The 16,284-nt window shown below is 74.7% G+C and carries 16 protein-coding genes; 11 read left to right on the top strand and 5 right to left on the bottom strand.

What is annotated here, in order from left to right:
* Window positions 1-3 precede the first annotated feature (3 nt).
* The 4 genes from ACZ466_RS51640 to ACZ466_RS51625 are packed head-to-tail and all read right to left on the bottom strand — an operon-like array spanning window position 4 to window position 4,812.
* Window positions 4-1,134, bottom strand: a complete 1,131-nt coding sequence (locus ACZ466_RS51640) for an aminotransferase class I/II-fold pyridoxal phosphate-dependent enzyme (RefSeq protein ID WP_378282776.1) — start codon at window positions 1,132-1,134, stop codon at window positions 4-6.
* Entirely contained in the window at window positions 1,131-2,138 is a 1,008-nt protein-coding gene (gene speB / locus ACZ466_RS51635; RefSeq protein WP_378282777.1) for an agmatinase, read from the bottom strand. Before speB ends, ACZ466_RS51640 begins: the two co-directional genes overlap by 4 nt.
* On the bottom strand, window positions 2,135-3,160 hold the full coding sequence (locus ACZ466_RS51630) for a methyltransferase (RefSeq protein WP_378282778.1): 1,026 nt from the start codon (window positions 3,158-3,160) through the stop codon (window positions 2,135-2,137). Before ACZ466_RS51630 ends, speB begins: the two co-directional genes overlap by 4 nt.
* Window positions 3,161-3,207: 47 nt before the next feature.
* A complete protein-coding gene (locus ACZ466_RS51625; protein WP_464042265.1) occupies window positions 3,208-4,812 on the bottom strand; it encodes a 4-hydroxyphenylacetate 3-hydroxylase N-terminal domain-containing protein in 1,605 nt (534 codons plus the stop codon).
* 36 nt (window positions 4,813-4,848) lie between these two features.
* On the opposite strand from ACZ466_RS51625, the gene ACZ466_RS51620 reads away from it, so the two are divergent.
* From ACZ466_RS51620 to fabG, 4 genes are read left to right on the top strand one after another with little or no spacing between them, the layout of a single operon-like run.
* Window positions 4,849-5,988 (top strand): beta-ketoacyl-[acyl-carrier-protein] synthase family protein, encoded by a 1,140-nt coding sequence (locus ACZ466_RS51620; protein WP_378282780.1) that lies wholly within the window; start codon window positions 4,849-4,851, stop codon window positions 5,986-5,988.
* Window positions 5,988-7,025, top strand: coding sequence for a beta-ketoacyl synthase N-terminal-like domain-containing protein (locus tag ACZ466_RS51615; RefSeq protein WP_464042263.1), 1,038 nt, complete (start codon window positions 5,988-5,990; stop codon window positions 7,023-7,025). The genes ACZ466_RS51620 and ACZ466_RS51615 overlap by 1 nt, the downstream gene beginning before the upstream one ends.
* The gene (locus ACZ466_RS51610) at window positions 7,022-7,291 is read left to right on the top strand and encodes an acyl carrier protein (RefSeq protein WP_378282782.1); all 270 of its coding nucleotides are present in this window, start codon (window positions 7,022-7,024) and stop codon (window positions 7,289-7,291) included. The genes ACZ466_RS51615 and ACZ466_RS51610 overlap by 4 nt, the downstream gene beginning before the upstream one ends.
* Entirely contained in the window at window positions 7,288-8,034 is a 747-nt protein-coding gene (gene fabG, locus ACZ466_RS51605) for a 3-oxoacyl-ACP reductase FabG (protein WP_378282783.1), read from the top strand. Before ACZ466_RS51610 ends, fabG begins: the two co-directional genes overlap by 4 nt.
* 79 nt (window positions 8,035-8,113) lie before the next feature.
* Here the strand turns inward: fabG and ACZ466_RS51600 are convergent, their stop codons facing one another.
* Entirely contained in the window at window positions 8,114-8,923 is an 810-nt protein-coding gene (locus ACZ466_RS51600; protein WP_464042261.1) for an LmbU family transcriptional regulator, read from the bottom strand.
* A gap of 308 nt (window positions 8,924-9,231) precedes the next feature.
* Between ACZ466_RS51600 and ACZ466_RS51595 the strand changes: the two genes are divergently transcribed.
* From ACZ466_RS51595 to ACZ466_RS51565, 7 genes are all read left to right on the top strand, one after another.
* Window positions 9,232-10,080 carry an acyl-CoA thioesterase gene (locus ACZ466_RS51595; protein ID WP_378282784.1) on the top strand — a complete coding sequence of 283 codons (849 nt, stop codon included), beginning with the start codon at window positions 9,232-9,234 and terminating at the stop codon, window positions 10,078-10,080.
* 136 nt (window positions 10,081-10,216) lie between these two features.
* Window positions 10,217-11,725: an ABC transporter substrate-binding protein gene (locus ACZ466_RS51590; RefSeq protein ID WP_378282785.1), complete on the top strand. Its 1,509-nt coding sequence runs from the start codon at window positions 10,217-10,219 to the stop codon at window positions 11,723-11,725.
* On the top strand, window positions 11,725-12,660 hold the full coding sequence (locus ACZ466_RS51585; protein ID WP_378282786.1) for an ABC transporter permease: 936 nt from the start codon (window positions 11,725-11,727) through the stop codon (window positions 12,658-12,660). The genes ACZ466_RS51590 and ACZ466_RS51585 overlap by 1 nt, the downstream gene beginning before the upstream one ends.
* Window positions 12,657-13,460, top strand: a complete 804-nt coding sequence (locus ACZ466_RS51580; RefSeq protein ID WP_378282787.1) for an ABC transporter permease — start codon at window positions 12,657-12,659, stop codon at window positions 13,458-13,460. Before ACZ466_RS51585 ends, ACZ466_RS51580 begins: the two co-directional genes overlap by 4 nt.
* Window positions 13,457-14,293 carry an ABC transporter ATP-binding protein gene (locus ACZ466_RS51575; protein WP_378282788.1) on the top strand — a complete coding sequence of 279 codons (837 nt, stop codon included), beginning with the start codon at window positions 13,457-13,459 and terminating at the stop codon, window positions 14,291-14,293. The genes ACZ466_RS51580 and ACZ466_RS51575 overlap by 4 nt, the downstream gene beginning before the upstream one ends.
* Complete coding sequence (locus ACZ466_RS51570; protein ID WP_378282789.1) at window positions 14,284-15,075, top strand: ABC transporter ATP-binding protein; 792 nt, start codon at window positions 14,284-14,286, stop codon at window positions 15,073-15,075. The genes ACZ466_RS51575 and ACZ466_RS51570 overlap by 10 nt, the downstream gene beginning before the upstream one ends.
* On the top strand, window positions 15,072-16,274 hold the full coding sequence (locus ACZ466_RS51565; RefSeq protein ID WP_378282790.1) for an aminotransferase class I/II-fold pyridoxal phosphate-dependent enzyme: 1,203 nt from the start codon (window positions 15,072-15,074) through the stop codon (window positions 16,272-16,274). The genes ACZ466_RS51570 and ACZ466_RS51565 overlap by 4 nt, the downstream gene beginning before the upstream one ends.
* The last annotated feature ends 10 nt before the right edge of the window (window positions 16,275-16,284 follow it).

The raw sequence follows: 16,284 nt of genomic DNA, 5'->3' as shown, positions 1-16,284 counted from the left end.
TCCTCACCTCCGCTCGTCCGCGCGCGTGCGGGCGCTCACCTCGGCCAGCGCGGTCGCGGCGGCCCGGACCTCCTCGGGCGCCCGCGCGAGGGCGACCCGTACGTCGCGGCCGCCGTCGCTGTTGCGGGCCCAGTGGAACGCCTCGCACGGCAGGACGTGCACGTTGTGTTCCAGTAGCCGGATGTAGAACTCGGTCGCGGTGCCGCAGGACTCGGGCAGCTCCAGCTGCGCCACGCTGATCCGGGAGTCGGGCTCCTTCATCACCAGGCCGGCCGGGCCGGTGATCTCGCCGAGCGCCCGGCGGTTGCCCTCCAGCAGCCGGGCCAGCTCGGCGTAGCCGCCGTCGGACGCGTCCCGCGCCAGCCGCGTGATGAGCAGCAGCACCAGCGGGGAGACCGAGAGCAGCACGTCGTCGAATGCCTCGGCGATCTCCAGCTCGGTCCGCTCGCCCCAGGCCAGGAACCCGGCCTTGAGCTCCAGCATCGGCCACAGCTTGCCGGTGTCCTCGATCACGACCCATTCGGCGCCGCTGTCGTCCAGGATCCGGTAGGTGTCGTACTGGGCCCGGACGTCCTGGCCGCGGAAGCAGGTGTCCATCGCCAGGATCCGCCCCGTCTCGGCGCACCAGGAGGCGAGCCGCTCCAGGGGCCCGGAGCCGAGCACCCACCCGGTGGGGTTGTTCGGCGTGGTGACGAACACCGCGCCGACCTCGGGCGGCAGGTCGGCCAGCCCCTCCTCGAAGCGCCGCTCGGCCACCGGGACCAGGTCCAGCCCGCGGGCCAGCAGCAGGTCGGGGATGTTGTCGAAGGTGGGGTGGATCAGCGCCACCGAGCCGGTCCGCTCCGCCAGCGTCCGCGCCACGATGTCCATCGCCACCGAGGAGGAGTAGCAGCTCAGCAGCCGCTCCCCGCCCACGGGCGCGCCGTGCTGGCCGAGGCCGTGCAGGAACGCGCGCTGGGCCTCCTGCTCGATCTCGTGGAACGGGCGCTTGGCCGCCTCGTCGAACAGGTCGCCGAGCTCGGCGACGATCGCCCGCTGGCCGCGGGTCAGCGGCATCCGCGGATGCCCGTCGGAGACGTTGAGGCCGTGCGCGATGGCCCGGTTCTCCAGGGTGGTCAGCTTGCCCGCCGTCATGAGAGCGACCCCGGCCGCGCCGGCACGGCCGCCTCGGGGCGGCGGACCGCCGCGACCTGGCCGAGCAGCTCGAAGGCGACCACGCTCGCCAGGTGGCTGGTGATGTCCGCGTGGTCGTAGGGCGGCGCGACCTCGACGATGTCGATGCCCCGGTAGTCCAGCGGGCCGAGCGCGCGCAGCAGCTCCAGAGTGCGGTCACTGCTGGGGCCGCCCACCTCGGGCGTGCCGGTGCCGGGCGCGTACGCGGGGTCGACGAAGTCGATGTCGAACGACACCATCACGGGACGGTCGCCCACCCGGGCCCGCACCCGCCGGCCGAACTCCTCGGGGTCCAGGCGGGCGAGCTCGCGCCACCGGATCACCTCGTAGCCGAGGGCCTCGGCCGATCCGACGTCCTCGGGATGCACCGAGCCGCGCATCCCCGCCTGGATGCTGCGCGAGGCGTCCACGACGCCCTCCTCCACGGCCCGGCGGAACATGGTGCCGTGGAAGTGCTTGACCCCGTAGTAGTCGTCGAGGACGTCGCCGTGCGCGTCGAAGTGCACCACCGAGACGGGCCCGTGCACCCTGGCCATGGCGCGCATCTCGGCCATGACCAGGCTGTGGTCGCCGCCGAGGAGCAGCGGGAGGACGCCGCGCTCGTAGAACGGCAGCAGGTGCGCCTCCAGCCGCTCGAGGGTGAGGTCGTGGTAGCCGGGGACCACCGGCGCGTCCCCCGCGTCGACCATCGACAGCCGGGTGACGTCGACGCCCGTCTCCGGATTGTGGTCGCGCAGCAGGATGCTGGCCGACCGGATCGCCTCGGGGCCGAAACGCGCCCCGGAGCGGTAGCCGACCGCCGAGTCGGTGGGGACGCCCACCACGGCGACGTCTATGCGGCCGGTGGCCGTCAGCGGGTCCTGGACGTGGGGGAGCCGCATGAACGTCCGGGGCCCGGAGGCGAACCGCGGGCGCCGCATGCTGTCGACGGGCCGGTAGTGCCCGTCCGGGGCACCGGTGCTCATGACGCGCGCCGCCGCAGCAGCCAGCCGACTTCCATGCCGGTGGAGTCCATCGCCGGATCGGTGAGCGAGGACGCGGCGATCTCCAGCCCGCAGTCGGCGAACAGCGCCTCCCACCACGCGCGCGTCTCCAGCCGCTGCCGGGTGAAGGGGTGCATCAGGTAGTAGGCGTTGTAGTAGTTCTGTGCCAGCGGGTGCTTCATCGCCGCCTCGTCGGACGACTGGAGATCGATGTCGACGATCACCAGGTCCAGATCGGGCGCGGCCTCGAACAGCTCGGTGAGCAGCCGCCGCACGCCCTCCTCGCCCTCCTGGCCCAGGACCTCGTGGATCACGAAGGCGAGGACCGCCAGGTCCGGCCGTTCCGCACCGGAGGCCAGCCACTCCAGCGCCCCGGCCTGCTCGACCCGCACCCGGTCGGCGGTGGGCTGCGTGGCGACCCACTCGCGCGCGGCCTCCACCGCCGCCGCGTCCGGCTCGATCCCGACGGCGCGCATCCGCGGGTGGTCGCGGCACAGCTCGGTGAGGTAGACGCCGCTGCCGCAGCCCAGGTCCACCAGCATCCGGTAGTCCCGGCCGGTGGTGGCGAGCAGCTTGCGGACCAGCGGGATCGAGTCGTGCATGCTGATGCCGCAGCTCCCGCTCCCCACGAAGCGGCCGACCCGGGGAGCCGGCGGGGAGCCCTGGCCCAGATGCTCGCCCAGCTCCAGGAACGTGATCCCGTAGCCGCCGATCATCATCTCGTACCAGGGCCGCGCCTCCCCGAAGCGGCGCCCGAGCGGGGTGAGCGTCAGCCGCCCGCCGGGATCGCGCGCGATCACCTGCGCGGCGGCGAGGTAGTCGACGAGGGCCGCGGTGCGCGCGCGGTCCAGACCGCCCCGCGAGGCCACCAGTTCCTCCAGCGTGGTGCCGCGCTCGAAGTCCTCGTCCAGCCCGTGCCGGTGCATGGCGAAGATCATGGAGCTGAGCACGAAGCCCTTGAAGGGCTCCAGGCAGTCGGTCAGGACCCTCTCCTGGATCGGCATGGGCCGTCTCCTTTGCGGTGGGGATGGTCGTGCGGTGGGGATGGTCGCTACGGCTCGCCGCCTCCCGCCGCGAGCGGTCCGCTCGCGGCGGAGTCCGGGCCTCGCGCGGCGCCGTAGATGTCGAGGAACTTCCCGGCGAACACGTCCGGCGGCCCGACGAACACCCGTTCGTACAATGCCTGCCGGGCGCCGAACCGGTCGAGTGCGAGGTCGGCGGCGATGCGCAGCAGCCGGCCGTGCTCGGCCGCGCCGACCGTTTCCCGGGAGAAATACTCGGCGTAGAATTCGCGCGCCTCCGAGGAGGGCGCGTCGTCGCCCGGCGAGGGATGCATCACCAGCCCGCTGGAACCGATGGTCTGCACGATCTCCACCGCGCGCGGATAAAGCCGCGAATTGAGCATCGCCGCGCAGGCGAGCGGCGTCAGATCGCAGATCCGGTGGCCGTTCGCGCCCTTCCGCGACCCCGCCTCCGCGGCGGTCACCAGGGAGCGCAGCGTCTCGGCGATCCCGGCCAGCTCGCCCAGCGCGGACCGGGCGGGCGGTGTCCCGTGCCGGCCGGACGCCCGCGCGCACCGATCGGCGACGGCCCACAGGAACTCGGCCTTGACGAACGCGCGCACCGACGACTGGTGCCAGGCGTAGGCCGTCATCTCGGTGCCCGCGCGCAGCCCGTTGGCGGTCTCCAGGTCACCGGCGATGAAGACGCGCGGCCACGGCACCCGCACGTCGTCGAACACGCACAGCGCGTCCATCTCGTCGTAGCGGCGCGCCAGCGGACCGCCGCCGCCCGCCAGCGAGGGCCGGCAGTACAGGGTCAGCCCCGGCGCGGCCACCGGCACCGCGAAGCAGACGGCGCGGGCCTGCTCGTCCTCGCCGAGCGGGCGGTAGGGGTAGATCAGCAGCTCGTCGGCGAACGGGGCCAGCGTGGCCAGCATCTTGGTACCGCGCACCACGATGCCGTCCGCGTCCTCCCGCACGATCCGCAGGATCCCGGCCAGGCCGTCGTCACGCCCCGCCGGCGGGTCGCTGATCGCGTGGGTGAGCACCCGGCGGGCGTCCCGGCTCTCCGCCCAGTAGGCCCGCACGTTGCCGGCGTACGGCCCGAAGTGGTCCGCGGCGCCGGCCCAGGCGGTCACGATGGTCGCCAGGAAGTCGGGGCTGCGCCCGAGCAGGCCGCCGCTGCGCCGGGCCACGGCCTCGAACGCCCGGCCGCGCGCGGCGACCTCCTCCGCGGTCGCGGCCAGCGAGTAGGCCCGCGACAGCCAGTCGCCCGCCCCGCCCGCCCCGCCCGCGTCGTCCAGGAGGCCGGCGAGCTCGCGCGCCATCCCGGCGGTGGCCTCGTCGGTGGCCACGTCCCGGACGGAACGGCCCTCGACCACGACCCTGCGCCCGTCGTCGAGACCGCTCAGATATTGACGTCCCGTACGCGGGAAAGGGAACGCCCCGGCTGTGCTCGACACGATCGGGAACACTCCATTTCTCGTTGATTCGCCCGCGGCTGAAATGCCGCCGTGGCAGGCTAACAAGCGGCCCCGGTGAAAGGCTCGCGGCAGGACCCGGCACCGGTGTTCCCTCGAGTACCGAAGGGTGACCGTCCCGCCGGCGAGACAGCGGGACGACCCGATCCCTTTTGCGCGCCCGGCGGCGCGCATATTGTTCGATGCGCGTTCTGCCGCGCTGGAGAAGCGATGATTTGGGATATCACAGGAATCGGGGCGGTCAGCAGTATCGGAGGCGATCCGGAGGAGATATTCGCCGCGCTGTGCGCGGGCCGGAGCGGGCTGGCCGAGCTGCGCGCCTTCGACCGCGGCCGCTTCCGGGCGACCCGCGCCTACGAGATCGACGACCGCCCGGCCTCCGGCCTGGACGAGCCCGGCCGGGCGACCCGGTGGCTGTGCGCGGCGATCCGGCAGGCGCTCGACGGCGCCGGCCTGGACCACGACCTCACCGGGATCCCGGTGCTGGTGGGCACCACGTTCCGGGAGCAGCGCTCGGCGGAACTGTGGTGGCGGGGGCGGGCGCCGCTCGAGCCGGCCGGGCTCTACTTCGGACCGGCGCTGCGCTCGGAGTTCGGCGCCTCGGTGACGTACACGCCCGCCAGCGCGTGCGCCGCCTCGCTGTACGGGCTGGCGATGGCGACCGACCTCATCGCCCTCGGCCTCGCCGAGACCGCGGTCGTGGCGGGGACCGACGCCATCCCCGAGAGTGCGTTCGGGGCGATCGACCGGGTGCAGAACCGCACCCCCCAGGCGCTGCGGCCGCTGGACCGGGACCGGAGCGGGATGCTGATGGGGGAGGGCGCGGTCGCCGTCGTCGTACGAGCCGCGGACGGTCACGGCGGCCCCGTCGCCGGGCGCGTCCGGGGCGTGGGCGTGAACTGCGACGGCCACCACGCGACGCGTCCGTCCGGGGCGAGCATCGGCCGGGTGATCCGCGACGCCCACGGCCGGGCGGGCGTGAAGGCGGACGACATCGACCTGGTCATGCTGCACGGCACCGGCACCCCGCTGAACGACGTGACCGAGATGGCCGCGCTCGCCGAGGTCTTCGCGGGCCGCGAGGCCCTGCCGTACGTCACCGCCATCAAGTCGATGACCGGCCACACCTGCGGCGGGTCGGGGCTGCTCAGCCTGGTCACCGCGCTGCTGGCGATCAGACGGGGCCGGATACCGCCGATCGCCGGGCTGGTGTCCCCGATCGACGAGGCGGCGGGCTTCGGGATCCCCGTCGGGTGCGTCACCGGTGCCGAGCTGCGCACCGTCCAGGTGGACGCCTTCGGGTTCGGCGGGCTGAACGCCGTCGCGGTGGTGGAGGGGGCGACGCCCTGATGGACCGTCCCACAGTGTCGGTCACCGGCATCGGCGTCTGCGCGCCGTGGGGGGAGGGCCCGGCCGCCGACGGCCTCACCGGGCTCCTGGCCGGCGACATCCCCGCCGCCGCCGAACTGCGGGCCGGCCCCGGCGGGCCCGGAGCCGAGGACGAACGCGGCACCCGCTACCGCGACCGGGCGTCCGAGCTCGCGCTCCGCGCGGTCGGGCCGGCGCTCCGCGACGCCGGGCTGGCGGACGCCCTCGCGGACGGACACGGCGGCGACTCCGTGGCGACCGTCGTGAGCACCGGCTACGGTGCGCTGGAGAACGTCTGCGCCGCGGTCGACACGATCGACGAGCGCTCCTCCACCGCGCTCAGCCCGATGACCGCGCACGCGATGTCCAGCCACGTGGTGGGGTCGTGGGTCACCATCCGGTACGGCCTGCGCGGGCCCTGCCTGACGCTCTGCGACGGCCCGCCCGGCGGGCTCGACGCCCTCTACTGGGCGCGCAACCTGATCCTGATGCGCCGGGCCGAGGCCGCGGTGGTGATCGGCGTGGAGCCGGACACCGCCCCGGTGAGGCGGCTGCTCGGCGACTCCGCCCCCCGCTTCGACGGGGCGGTGGCGGTGGTCGTCGAGTCCCGGGACGCCGCACTGGAGCGGGGCGCCCGCCCCTACGCCGACCTGGGCGGCTACGCGCGCGGAGCCGGGCCGGCGGAGGCCGCCTCCGCGGTGTGGCAGGGCCCGGTCGACCTGTGGCTGCCGCCGGACGCGCCGCCGGACGGTGTGCCGGACGACGGCACGGCGCCGGTCGCGGCCGCGCGCACCATCGATCTCGCGGCCCGGCTCGGCCGGTCCGCGGGCGCGCTCGGCGTGCTGCAGTGCGCGGTCGCCGCGCTGCTCGTCGACGGCGGCGCGGCACGCAGCGCGCTGGCCGGCTGCGGCGGCGCCGAGGGCGCCGACGCGGCGGCCCTCGCCCTACTCGCCCCGCCCGCTCCGGAGCCGGGGCGTGCCCATGCCCGGGCAACCACCGAAGAAAGGGACCCATCATGACGCAGCCCACCGGAAGCACCGCCCAGCTCGACGACGAGGAACTGCGCGGGCTGGTCGCCGAGGCGCTCGAACTGCCCGTCGCCGACGTGACCGACAAGGCCGAGTTCGTCGAGGAGCTCGGCGTGGACTCCCTGATGATCATGGAGATCATGGTCCGCGTCGAGCAGCGGTACGACGTGCAGGTCGAGGACGAGGAGTTCGCCGACGTGCGGACCTTCAGCCACGTGCGCACCCTGCTGGCGGACAAGCTCGCGGCGGCGCGATGACCGACGGCGGCGCGCGGGTCGCCCTGGTGACGGGCGGGTCGCGCGGCATCGGCGGCGCGGTGGTGACCCGGCTGGCCGAGGACGGCTACGACGTCGCGTTCTGCTACCGCGCCGACGCCGGCGCCGCCGAGCGGGCCGCCGAGGCCGCCACCGCCGCCGGCGCCCGCGTGCTCGCCGTCCGGGCCGACGTCTCCGACGGCGCGCAGGCCCGCGCGTTCGTGGAGCGGGCGGCCGAGCGGCTGGGCCCGCCCTCGGCCGTGGTCACCTCCGCGGGCGTCACCCGCGACGCCCTGCTCGCGCGGATGCGGCCGGAGCAGTGGCGGGAGGCCGTCGACATCAATCTCGGCGGGACGGTCAACGTGTGCCAGGCCGCCGTCGGCGGGATGCTCCGGGAGGGTTCCGGGAGCATCGTGACGCTGTCGTCGGTCGCCGGGCGGTACGGCAGCGCGGGCCAGGCCAACTACGCGGCGGCCAAGGCCGGGATCATCGGGTACACCCGTTCCCTGGCCCGGCGGTGCGCCGGGCAGGGCGTGCGGGCCAACGTCGTCTGCCCCGGGCTCGTCGAGACCGACATGACCCGCGATCTGGACGCGCGGGCCCGCGAGGGCATCCTGGGGCGGGTCGGGCTCGGCCGGATCGGTTCCCCCCGCGAGGTCGCCGATCTGGTCGCCTTCCTGCTGTCGGGTGCCGCGGGCTACATCACCGGCCAGGTCGTCGGCGTCGACGGCGGGCTCTCGGGCTAGAGGGCCCCGGGTACGGAAGACCGCGAATGTCCGGGGCGGGTCCCGCGGGACCCGCCCCGGACATTCGCGCGTGGCCGGGTCAGGCGGCGCCGGTGCGCGCCGGTGACGCGTCCTTGGCCGCGGACGCCGCGCCGGCGGGGTGGTGCCTGGGGATCCGGGCACGGTGGTCGGACGGTCGGTGGTCCGGCGGACGGTGGTCGCCGGGGTGCCGGGCCGGACCGTCGGCGGCGGCCGGGTGGTGCAGGGCGCGCGGACCGGGCACGGGACGCGACGCCTCCAGCGTCCGCTCGGCCGCCTGGTCGAGCACCTGCGCGATCCAGCTGGTCAGCCCGCTGCCGCGCCGCTCGGCGGCCCGGAGCCAGCGTTCGTGGCGTCCGGAGGGCACCTTGAGGGCCAGCGTGCCGTCGGGCCCGGAGCCCAGCCGGCGCCCGCCCGCCTCATGGTCCTGCAGGTGGCGCCGCAGCCGGTTGCGCGACCACCCCTCCCGCTCGGCGCGGTCCAGCCACTCGTCCTGGTCCTCCTCCGACAGCGAGGCGACCTCGGCGTGGTGCTGCAGGCTCAGCCGCGCGCGGCGCCGTCCCGGCGGGAACCTGCGGGCCACCCAGGCGTAGTTGCGCAGTGTCTGGTAGTCGAGTCCGGAGTCCTCCAGGGCGTACTGGTAGCGGTCGGGGTAGCGGTCCTGGCCGTAGACCAGCCAGTCCCCCTGCCACCAGGTCGCGGAGTCCCACAGGACCGAGAGCTCCGCGCCGATCTCCTTCCAGGCGTCAAGGGGCAGCCGCGGCGGCAGGACCAGGCCCGTCCGCGTGGTCAGTATCTTGCCCGGGGCCGACGGGGGGCGGCCCGGGGGGACGGGGCCGGCGGTCGTCGGACGTGTCGTCGGGAGCGACATGCTGCGATGCCTCCATCGAATTTCTGGCCCGGCACGTTCGGTGCCGGGCCGGAGTTCTCGGTGTCTCGGAGCACATGACGGGGATTTCCCACGCCGAAGATAGGGAGTCCCTGTCATGGGCCTGTCAACTGGACGTCAACGCGCGCGTCGGCGCAGTTGAGGCGGTCGGCGGGACCGGCGGGCAGGACCGCGCGGCCCTCCTTGCACCCCGCTCGGCGGGCGGGGGAGGGTTGCCCAGGAGGGCGGCCGGCAGGCGGAGCACCGGGGCGCTCGCATGGCGCCCGAGCCGGTGGACAGGGAGTGCGAGGATGGCGGATCTGGCGGGAGACACCCAGGTGACCGGTGGGTCCGGCAACTGGAACGCCAAGGTGAGCGACGAGTGGGACCTCTGGGGCCCCAACGGCGGTTATCTGGCGACCATCGCCCTGAGAGCCGCCGGCGAGCACGTTCCAGGGATGCGCCCCGCGAGCCTGGAGTGCCACTTCCTGCGCAGTCCCGCCCCCGGGGGCGTCGAGCTGACGACCGTGACCCTCCGCGCCTCCGGCCGGGCCCATTCGGTCCGCGTGTCGATGACCCAGGCGAACGCGTTGATCCTGGAGGCACTGGTCTGGGTCGTCGAGCCCGGGCTGGACGGCCTTCCGCCGCGCAGCGTCAGCCCGCCCGGGGGACCGCGCCCCGAGGGGCTCGAGTCCTACGAGCGCCTGCTGCCGCCCGCCCACCAGTACCGCGAGCCGTTCTGGCGCCACGTCGAGGAGCGGCCGCTGGACCAGACCCGCCACCTCATGTGGCCGGAAGACCCGAGAGAGGAGTCCATCCGCACCTCCTGGCTGCGGTTCCGCCCCGAGCCGTGCTTCCCCGACCCCTACCTGGACGCCGGGCGGTCGGTGATCGCCGCGGACGTGTTCCCCTTCCTGGCGGCCGTCATCGCCCTGGAGCCCGGCCCCCTGACCCACATCGCCCCCACGATCTCGCTGTCGGTCTCCTTCCACGCCCTCCGGCCGGAGTCGGAGTGGCTGCTGGTCCACACCGAGAGCCCCGCCGCCGGCGACGGCCTGCTCGGCGGTCGCACGTCCATCTGGGCCGAGAACGGGGATCTGGCGGCCTCCAGCCGCGTCCAGATGCTCTGCCGCTCGCTGCGCGGCGCGCGGCGAGGCTGATCCCCGCCCGAGGCCGATCCCCCACGCCCGCCCACCGACCCGCCTTCCGTCCCGCCGGCGAGACACCGCCGGCGCAACCCCGCTACCGAGCCGCGGGCCATCGGCCGCGGCCGCTCCCCGTGGAAGGACCGACATCGTGAAGCGGAGCGCCCGCCTGCGCCTGGCCGCCCTGACGGCCGTCGGCGGCTGCCTCTTGACGGCCTGCTCCCCGGCGGCCGACGGGACGGGCCCGGAAGATCCCGGAACCCTGGTCCTGGGCGGCGTGACCGAGCCGCAGACGCTCGACCTGACCGTGACGCCCAACGCGTCCATCCCCTCGATCCTGCTGGGCAACGTCTACGAGACCCTGGTCGAACGGGACCAGAACGGGGCCGTCAGACCGGGCCTCGCCTCCTCGTGGGACGTCGAGCGGGACCGCCGCCGCTACGTCTTCCACCTGCGCCAGGGGGTGAAGTTCGGGAACGGCGAGCCGTTCACGGCACGCGATGTCGTGTACAGCTTCCGGCGGGTGACCGCCGCCGGGTCCCGCCACCCGTTCCGGCAGCAGTTCGCCGCGGTCTCCGGCGTCGAGGCCAGGGACGACCGCACCGTCGAGGTGAACCTGAAGCGCCCGAGCAACCTGTGGCTGCTCAACCTGGCCGGCCCGGTGGGCGTCATCCTGAACGAGAAGGCCGTCGGCTCGCTGGCGGACCGGCCCGTCGGCACCGGCCCGTTCCGGTTCGACCGCTGGGACCGGGGCAACCGGATCGTCCTGGCCCGCAACGACGCCTACTGGGGCCCCAAGACCCAGTTCAGGAGCGCCTCCTTCCGGTTCTTCAACGACCCCAACGCCCTGAGCAACGCGATGCTCGCCGGCGAGCTCGACATCATCAGCAGCGTCCCGGCGCCCCAGTCGCTGCCGCAGTTCCGGAGCGGGAACGCCTTCCGGGTCACGACCGGCCACACCAACGGCGAGGTCGTCCTCGGCTTCAACGAGTCCCACCCGGCGCTGCGCGACCGGCGGGTCCGCCAGGCCATCACCCAGGCGATCGACCGCGCGGCGCTGCTGAAGACGGTGTGGGCCGGCTACGGGACGCTGATCGGCAGCATGGTCCCGCCCACCGACCCCTGGTACGAGGACCTCTCCAAGCGCCTCCCGTACGACCCCGCCGCCGCCAAGCGCCTGCTGCAGTCGGCGGGGCACGGGGACGGCCTGCGGCTGCGGTTCCGCGTGCCGACCCGCCCGTACGCGACGCAGGCGGCGCAGTTCGTGGCCGACCAGCTCGGGCGGGTCGGCGTGCAGGCGAGCATGGAGCAGGTGGAGTTCCCCGGGCGGTGGCTCGACGAGGTCTTCACCAAGGGCGAGTACGACATGACGCTCATCCTGCACAGCGAGCCGATGGACATCGTGCAGTACGGCGACCCGTCCTACTACTGGCACTACGACAACGCCCAGGTCCGCCGGGCCCTGGCGGACGCCGACGCGGGGACGCCGCAGGAGCAGGTGGCCGGGATGCGGGAGGCGGCCCGCACGATCGCCGACGACGCGGCCAGCTGCTGGCTCTGGCTGATGCCCAACCTGCAGGTCACCACGAAGAGCGTGACGGGCGTCCCGCTCAACGTGGTCTCCGGCGGGTACGAACTCGGCTCCATCCGGAAGTCCTGATGCCGTGGGTGGTGCTGCGCCGCACGCTGATCATGGCGGCGACGGTGCTCGCGGCGTCGGCCGTGGTGTTCGCCGCCTGCTCGGTGCTGCCGGGCGACACGGCGACCGTCATGCTGGGCGAGCGCGGCGACCCGGCGTCGGTGGCGGCGCTGCGGCAGGAGACCGGGACGGACCGGCCGCTGGCCGTCCAGTACGCCGACTGGGCCGCGGGCATGCTCGGCGGCGACTTCGGCACCTCGGTCGTGACCCGCACCGCGGTGTGGCCGCAGATCGCGGACAGGCTCCAGGTCACCGCCTCCCTGGTGGTGACCGGCATGGGGCTGGCCGTGCTGCTGGCGGTGCCGCTCGGCGTGCTGGCGGCGCGGCGGAGGACCGGGCCGCTGATATCGGTGTTCAGCCAGGCGGGGATGGCGATTCCGGTGTTCGTGGCCGGGGTCCTGCTCGCCTACGTGTTCGCGGTGCGGCTGAGGGTGCTGCCCGCCGGGGGCTACGCGTCCCTGGCCGACCCCTACCGGTGGGCCCGGCACATGGCGCTGCCCGCGCTGTCCCTCGGGCTCGTCCAGGGGGCGGTCCTCGTCCGGTACGTGCGCGGCGAGGTGCTGGAGGTCATGGAGCAGGAGTACATCCGGACGGCGCTGGCGACGGGCCGCACGTGGTGGGGCGCGCTGTGGCGCCACGGGCTGCGCAACGCCGCGGTCCCGGTCCTGACCGTCATCGGCGTCCAGTTCGCCGTGCTGCTGTCCGGGGCGGTGATCGTGGAGGCGGTGTTCACGCTGCCCGGCGTCGGCCAGATGCTGCTGCGGGCCGTGGAGGGCAGGGACCTGCTGCTCGTGCAGGGGGTCGTCATGATCCTCGTCGCGCTGGTCCTGGTCATCAACTACGCCGTCGACCTGCTCTGCCTCGCCGTCGACCCGAGGCTCCGGAGGGAACGATGAGACTCGCGGGCTTCCTGCTGGTCGGCCTGGTGGTGGCGGCCGGCCTGGCGTCCCTGGTGTGGGCGCCGCACGACCCGGCGCGGGTCGATCCCGCGCACGCGCTGCTGCCGCCGCTGCGGGACGGCCACCTGCTGGGCACCGACGGGCTGGGCCGCGACGTCTTCAGCCAGGTCCTCGTCGGGGCCCGCGCCACCCTCGCGGTGGGCGTGGTGGCGGTGCTGATCGCGTTCGCCGTCGGGGTGCCGTTCGGGATCGCCGCCGGGATGGCCGGCGGCTGGCCGTCCGAGGTGGTCATGCGCGGCGCCGACCTGATGCTGGCCTTCCCGGCGCTGCTGCTGGCGCTGATCCTGGGCGCGGCGTTCGGCGCGTCGGCGGTCACCGGGATGGTCGCGGTCGGCATCTCCTCGGTGCCGATCTTCGCTCGGGTGGCGCGCGCCGCGACGCTGCGGGTGATGGCCCAGGACTACGTGACGGCGGCGCGGGCCTGCGGGCGCCGCGCCCCGGGCGTCGCGGTGCGCCACGTGCTGCCGAACGTGGCGCCGGTGCTGCTGGTCCAGGCCACGGTGGCGTTCGCGATGGCGGTGCTGGCGGAGGCGGCGCTCTCCTACCTCGGCCTGGGCGTGCAGCCTCCGACGCCCTCGTGGGGGCGGATGCTGCACGAGGACCAGGCGTACCTGTTCACCCACCCCGAGCTGGTCTTCTGGCCCGCGCTCGCCATCGCGCTGACGGTGCTGGGCTTCAACCTGGCCGGGGACGCCCTGGGCGACCGCCTCGATCCCGCGCGGCGGAGGCGGCCATGAGCGGCGCGGAGGGAGTGCCCGATCTGGAGGTCTCCGACCTCGGGGTCCGTTTCGGCGGGACGGCCGCCGTGTCCGGGGTGTCGTTCACGCTGGCGCCGGGGGAGCGGGCCGGCCTGATCGGCGAGTCCGGGTGCGGGAAGTCGGTCACCGCGCTGGCGATCATGGGGTTGCTGCCGTCCGGTGCGCGCGCGGAGGGACGGGTCCGGGCGGCGGGCGAGCCCGTCCTGAACCGGCCCGACCGGGAGGTCGCGCGGCTGCGCGGGGCGTGGATGGCCATGATGTTCCAGGAGCCGCGGACCGCGCTGGACCCGCTGAAGCGGGTGGGCCGCCAGATCGCGCTGTCGGCCAGGGCGGGCCGCGCCGAGTCCCGCGCCCGGGTGCGGGAGCTGCTGGAGCTGGTCGAGACCGATCCGGACGTGGCGCGGGCCTACCCGCACCAGCTCTCCGGCGGGCAGCTCCAGCGGGTGCTGCTCGCGGTCACGCTGGCGCGCGACCCGCGGCTGCTGATCTGCGACGAGCCCACCACGGCGCTGGACGCGCTGGTGCAGCAGCGCGTCCTCGCCCTGATCCGGCGCGTGTGCGCCGCGCGGGGCACGACGCTGCTGTTCATCTCGCACGACCTCGCGGTGGTGTCCGACCTGTGCGACCGCGTGATGGTGATGGACGGCGGCCGGATCGTCGAGAGCGGCCGCACCGCGCAGGTGTTCGACGACCCCGCCCACCCCCGCACCCGGGCGCTGCTCGCGGCGGGCGATCTGGCGGCCTTCGGGCACCGCGAACGGGTGCCCGCGGGCACCGCCGAGGCGGAGGAGGAGCGGGAACGATGGCCCTGACGCCCGTCATCCGGGTGAACGAGGTCGTGCGCGAGTTCCGGCGGCCGCGCGAGTCGCCGTTCGGGCCCCGTCCGGTGGTGCGGGCCCTGGACGGGGTCAGCTTCGCGGTGGAGCCCGGCGAGGCGTACGGGATCGTCGGCGAGTCCGGCTCGGGCAAGTCCACGCTGTCGCGGCTGATCCTCGGGCTGGACCGTCCCACCGGCGGCGGCGTGGAGTTCGAGGGGCGGCCCGTGCTGGAGGTGCCGGCCCGCGATTTGCGCTCGGCCCTCCAGCCCGTCTTCCAGGATCCCCGCTCGTCGCTGGACCCGCGGATGAAGGTCGGCGCGATCATCCGTGAACCGCTGGAGGCGCTGCGGCTGGACGTCGACCGGGCGGAGCGCGTCGCCGAGGTGCTGGAGATGGTGCGGCTGCCCGCGGCGGCGGCCGGCCGGTACCCGCACGAGTTCAGCGGCGGCCAGCGGCAGCGGATCGCGATCGCCCGCGCGCTGGCGCCGCGGCCGCGGGTACTGGTGGCCGACGAGCCGACCTCGGCGCTGGACGTCGGCGTGCGGGCGCAGATCGTCAACCTCCTGCTCGATCTGCTCGACCGGCTGGAGCTGACGCTGGTCCTGGTCTCCCACGACCTCGCCCTGGTGCGGCACGTCACCGAGCGGGTGGCGGTGCTGCGCGGCGGCCGGCTGGTGGAGGAGGGGCCGACCCGGGCGGTCCTGGTGGACCCGGAGGAGGAGTACACGGCACAGCTGATCGCCGCGACCCCGGCGGTCACCTGGAGGAGGCGATGAGCGCGGTGGAGCGCTTCGGGAACACGATATTCGCGGAGATGACCGAGCTCGCCCGGCGCACCGGCGCGCTCGACCTGGGGCAGGGGACCCCGGACGATCCGGGGCCGCCGGGCGTCCTGGAGCGCGCCCGCGGCGCCATCACCGAGGGGATGAACCAGTACCCGCCCACGCGCGGGCTGCCGTCGCTGCGCGAGGCCGTGGCCCGGAGGCGGGCCGCCGACCGCGGCACCGAGTACGACCCCGAGCGCGAGGTGCTGATCTCCTTCGGCGCCACGGAGGCCATCGCGTCGGCGCTGCTCGCGCTGTGCGGGCCGGGCGACGAGGTGGTGATGTTCGAGCCCTTCTACGACTCCTACGGCGCGGGCGTCGCGCTGGCGGGGGCGCGGCGGCGGGTGGTGACGCTGCGCCCCGGGCCGGGGCGGTTCGTCTTCGCCGAGGACGAGCTGCGCGCCGCGTTCGGCCCGCGCACCCGGGCGCTGGTGCTCAACAGCCCGCACAACCCGACCGGGAAGATGTTCGACCGCCGGGAGCTGGAGCTCATCGCCGCGCTGTGCGTCGAGCACGACGTGGTCGCCATCACCGACGAGGTCTACGAGTACCTGGCGTTCGGCGACGTGCCGCACCTGTCGCTGGCGGCGCTGCCGGGCATGCGCTCCCGCACCCTCGCGGTGTCCTCGGCGGGCAAGACGTTCTGCCTCACCGGATGGAAGATCGGCTGGCTGTGCGGCCCCGCGCCGCTGGTCGACGCCGTCCACGCCGTCAAGCAGTACCTCACCTTCTCCGGCTCCGGCCCCTTCCAGGCCGCCGTCGCGGAGGGCCTGGCGGATCCGGGGCCGTGGCTCGGCCCGTACCGGGAGGGGCTGCGCCGCCGCCGCGACCTGCTGGCCGGGACGCTGGCGGAGGCCGGTGTGCGCTGCTTACCGTCTCAGGGCACCTACTACCTCCAGTTCGACACCCGCTCGTTCGGATACGACGACGCGGGCGAGTTCTGCCGCGACCTTCCGCGGCGCGCGGGCGTCGTGGCGATCCCGAGCGGGGTCTTCTACGACTCCGCGGACACCGGCCGGCACCTGGCACGCCTGTCCTTCTGCAAGAGCGAGGCGACCGTCTCGGCCGCCGCGGGCCGCCTGGCCGACTTCGCCCGCGCCCTCAGGGACGGCCGGCCCGACCCGGGGGCACCGGCGCCCGCCTACCTCTGACCCCTCCACG

This window comes from Actinomadura rugatobispora (assembly GCF_055379765.1).
Note: the sequence above shows the minus strand (reverse complement) of the source record. Positions and strands in the feature narration are given on the sequence as shown.

Bases quoted from the DNA above. Each gene is read 5' to 3' on its own strand.
- ACZ466_RS51640 (WP_378282776.1), bottom strand. From the start codon at position 1,134: ATGACGGCGGGCAAGCTGACCACCCTGGAGAACCGGGCCATCGCGCAC.
- speB (WP_378282777.1), bottom strand. From the start codon at position 2,138: ATGAGCACCGGTGCCCCGGACGGGCACTACCGGCCCGTCGACAGCATG.
- ACZ466_RS51630 (WP_378282778.1), bottom strand. From the start codon at position 3,160: ATGCCGATCCAGGAGAGGGTCCTGACCGACTGCCTGGAGCCCTTCAAG.
- ACZ466_RS51625 (WP_464042265.1), bottom strand. From the start codon at position 4,812: ATGCGCGCCGCCGGGCGCGCAAAAGGGATCGGGTCGTCCCGCTGTCTC.
- ACZ466_RS51620 (WP_378282780.1), top strand. From the start codon at position 4,849: ATGATTTGGGATATCACAGGAATCGGGGCGGTCAGCAGTATCGGAGGC.
- ACZ466_RS51615 (WP_464042263.1), top strand. From the start codon at position 5,988: ATGGACCGTCCCACAGTGTCGGTCACCGGCATCGGCGTCTGCGCGCCG.
- ACZ466_RS51610 (WP_378282782.1), top strand. From the start codon at position 7,022: ATGACGCAGCCCACCGGAAGCACCGCCCAGCTCGACGACGAGGAACTG.
- fabG (WP_378282783.1), top strand. From the start codon at position 7,288: ATGACCGACGGCGGCGCGCGGGTCGCCCTGGTGACGGGCGGGTCGCGC.
- ACZ466_RS51600 (WP_464042261.1), bottom strand. From the start codon at position 8,923: ATGTCGCTCCCGACGACACGTCCGACGACCGCCGGCCCCGTCCCCCCG.
- ACZ466_RS51595 (WP_378282784.1), top strand. From the start codon at position 9,232: ATGGCGGATCTGGCGGGAGACACCCAGGTGACCGGTGGGTCCGGCAAC.
- ACZ466_RS51585 (WP_378282786.1), top strand. From the start codon at position 11,725: ATGCCGTGGGTGGTGCTGCGCCGCACGCTGATCATGGCGGCGACGGTG.
- ACZ466_RS51580 (WP_378282787.1), top strand. From the start codon at position 12,657: ATGAGACTCGCGGGCTTCCTGCTGGTCGGCCTGGTGGTGGCGGCCGGC.
- ACZ466_RS51575 (WP_378282788.1), top strand. From the start codon at position 13,457: ATGAGCGGCGCGGAGGGAGTGCCCGATCTGGAGGTCTCCGACCTCGGG.
- ACZ466_RS51570 (WP_378282789.1), top strand. From the start codon at position 14,284: ATGGCCCTGACGCCCGTCATCCGGGTGAACGAGGTCGTGCGCGAGTTC.
- ACZ466_RS51565 (WP_378282790.1), top strand. From the start codon at position 15,072: ATGAGCGCGGTGGAGCGCTTCGGGAACACGATATTCGCGGAGATGACC.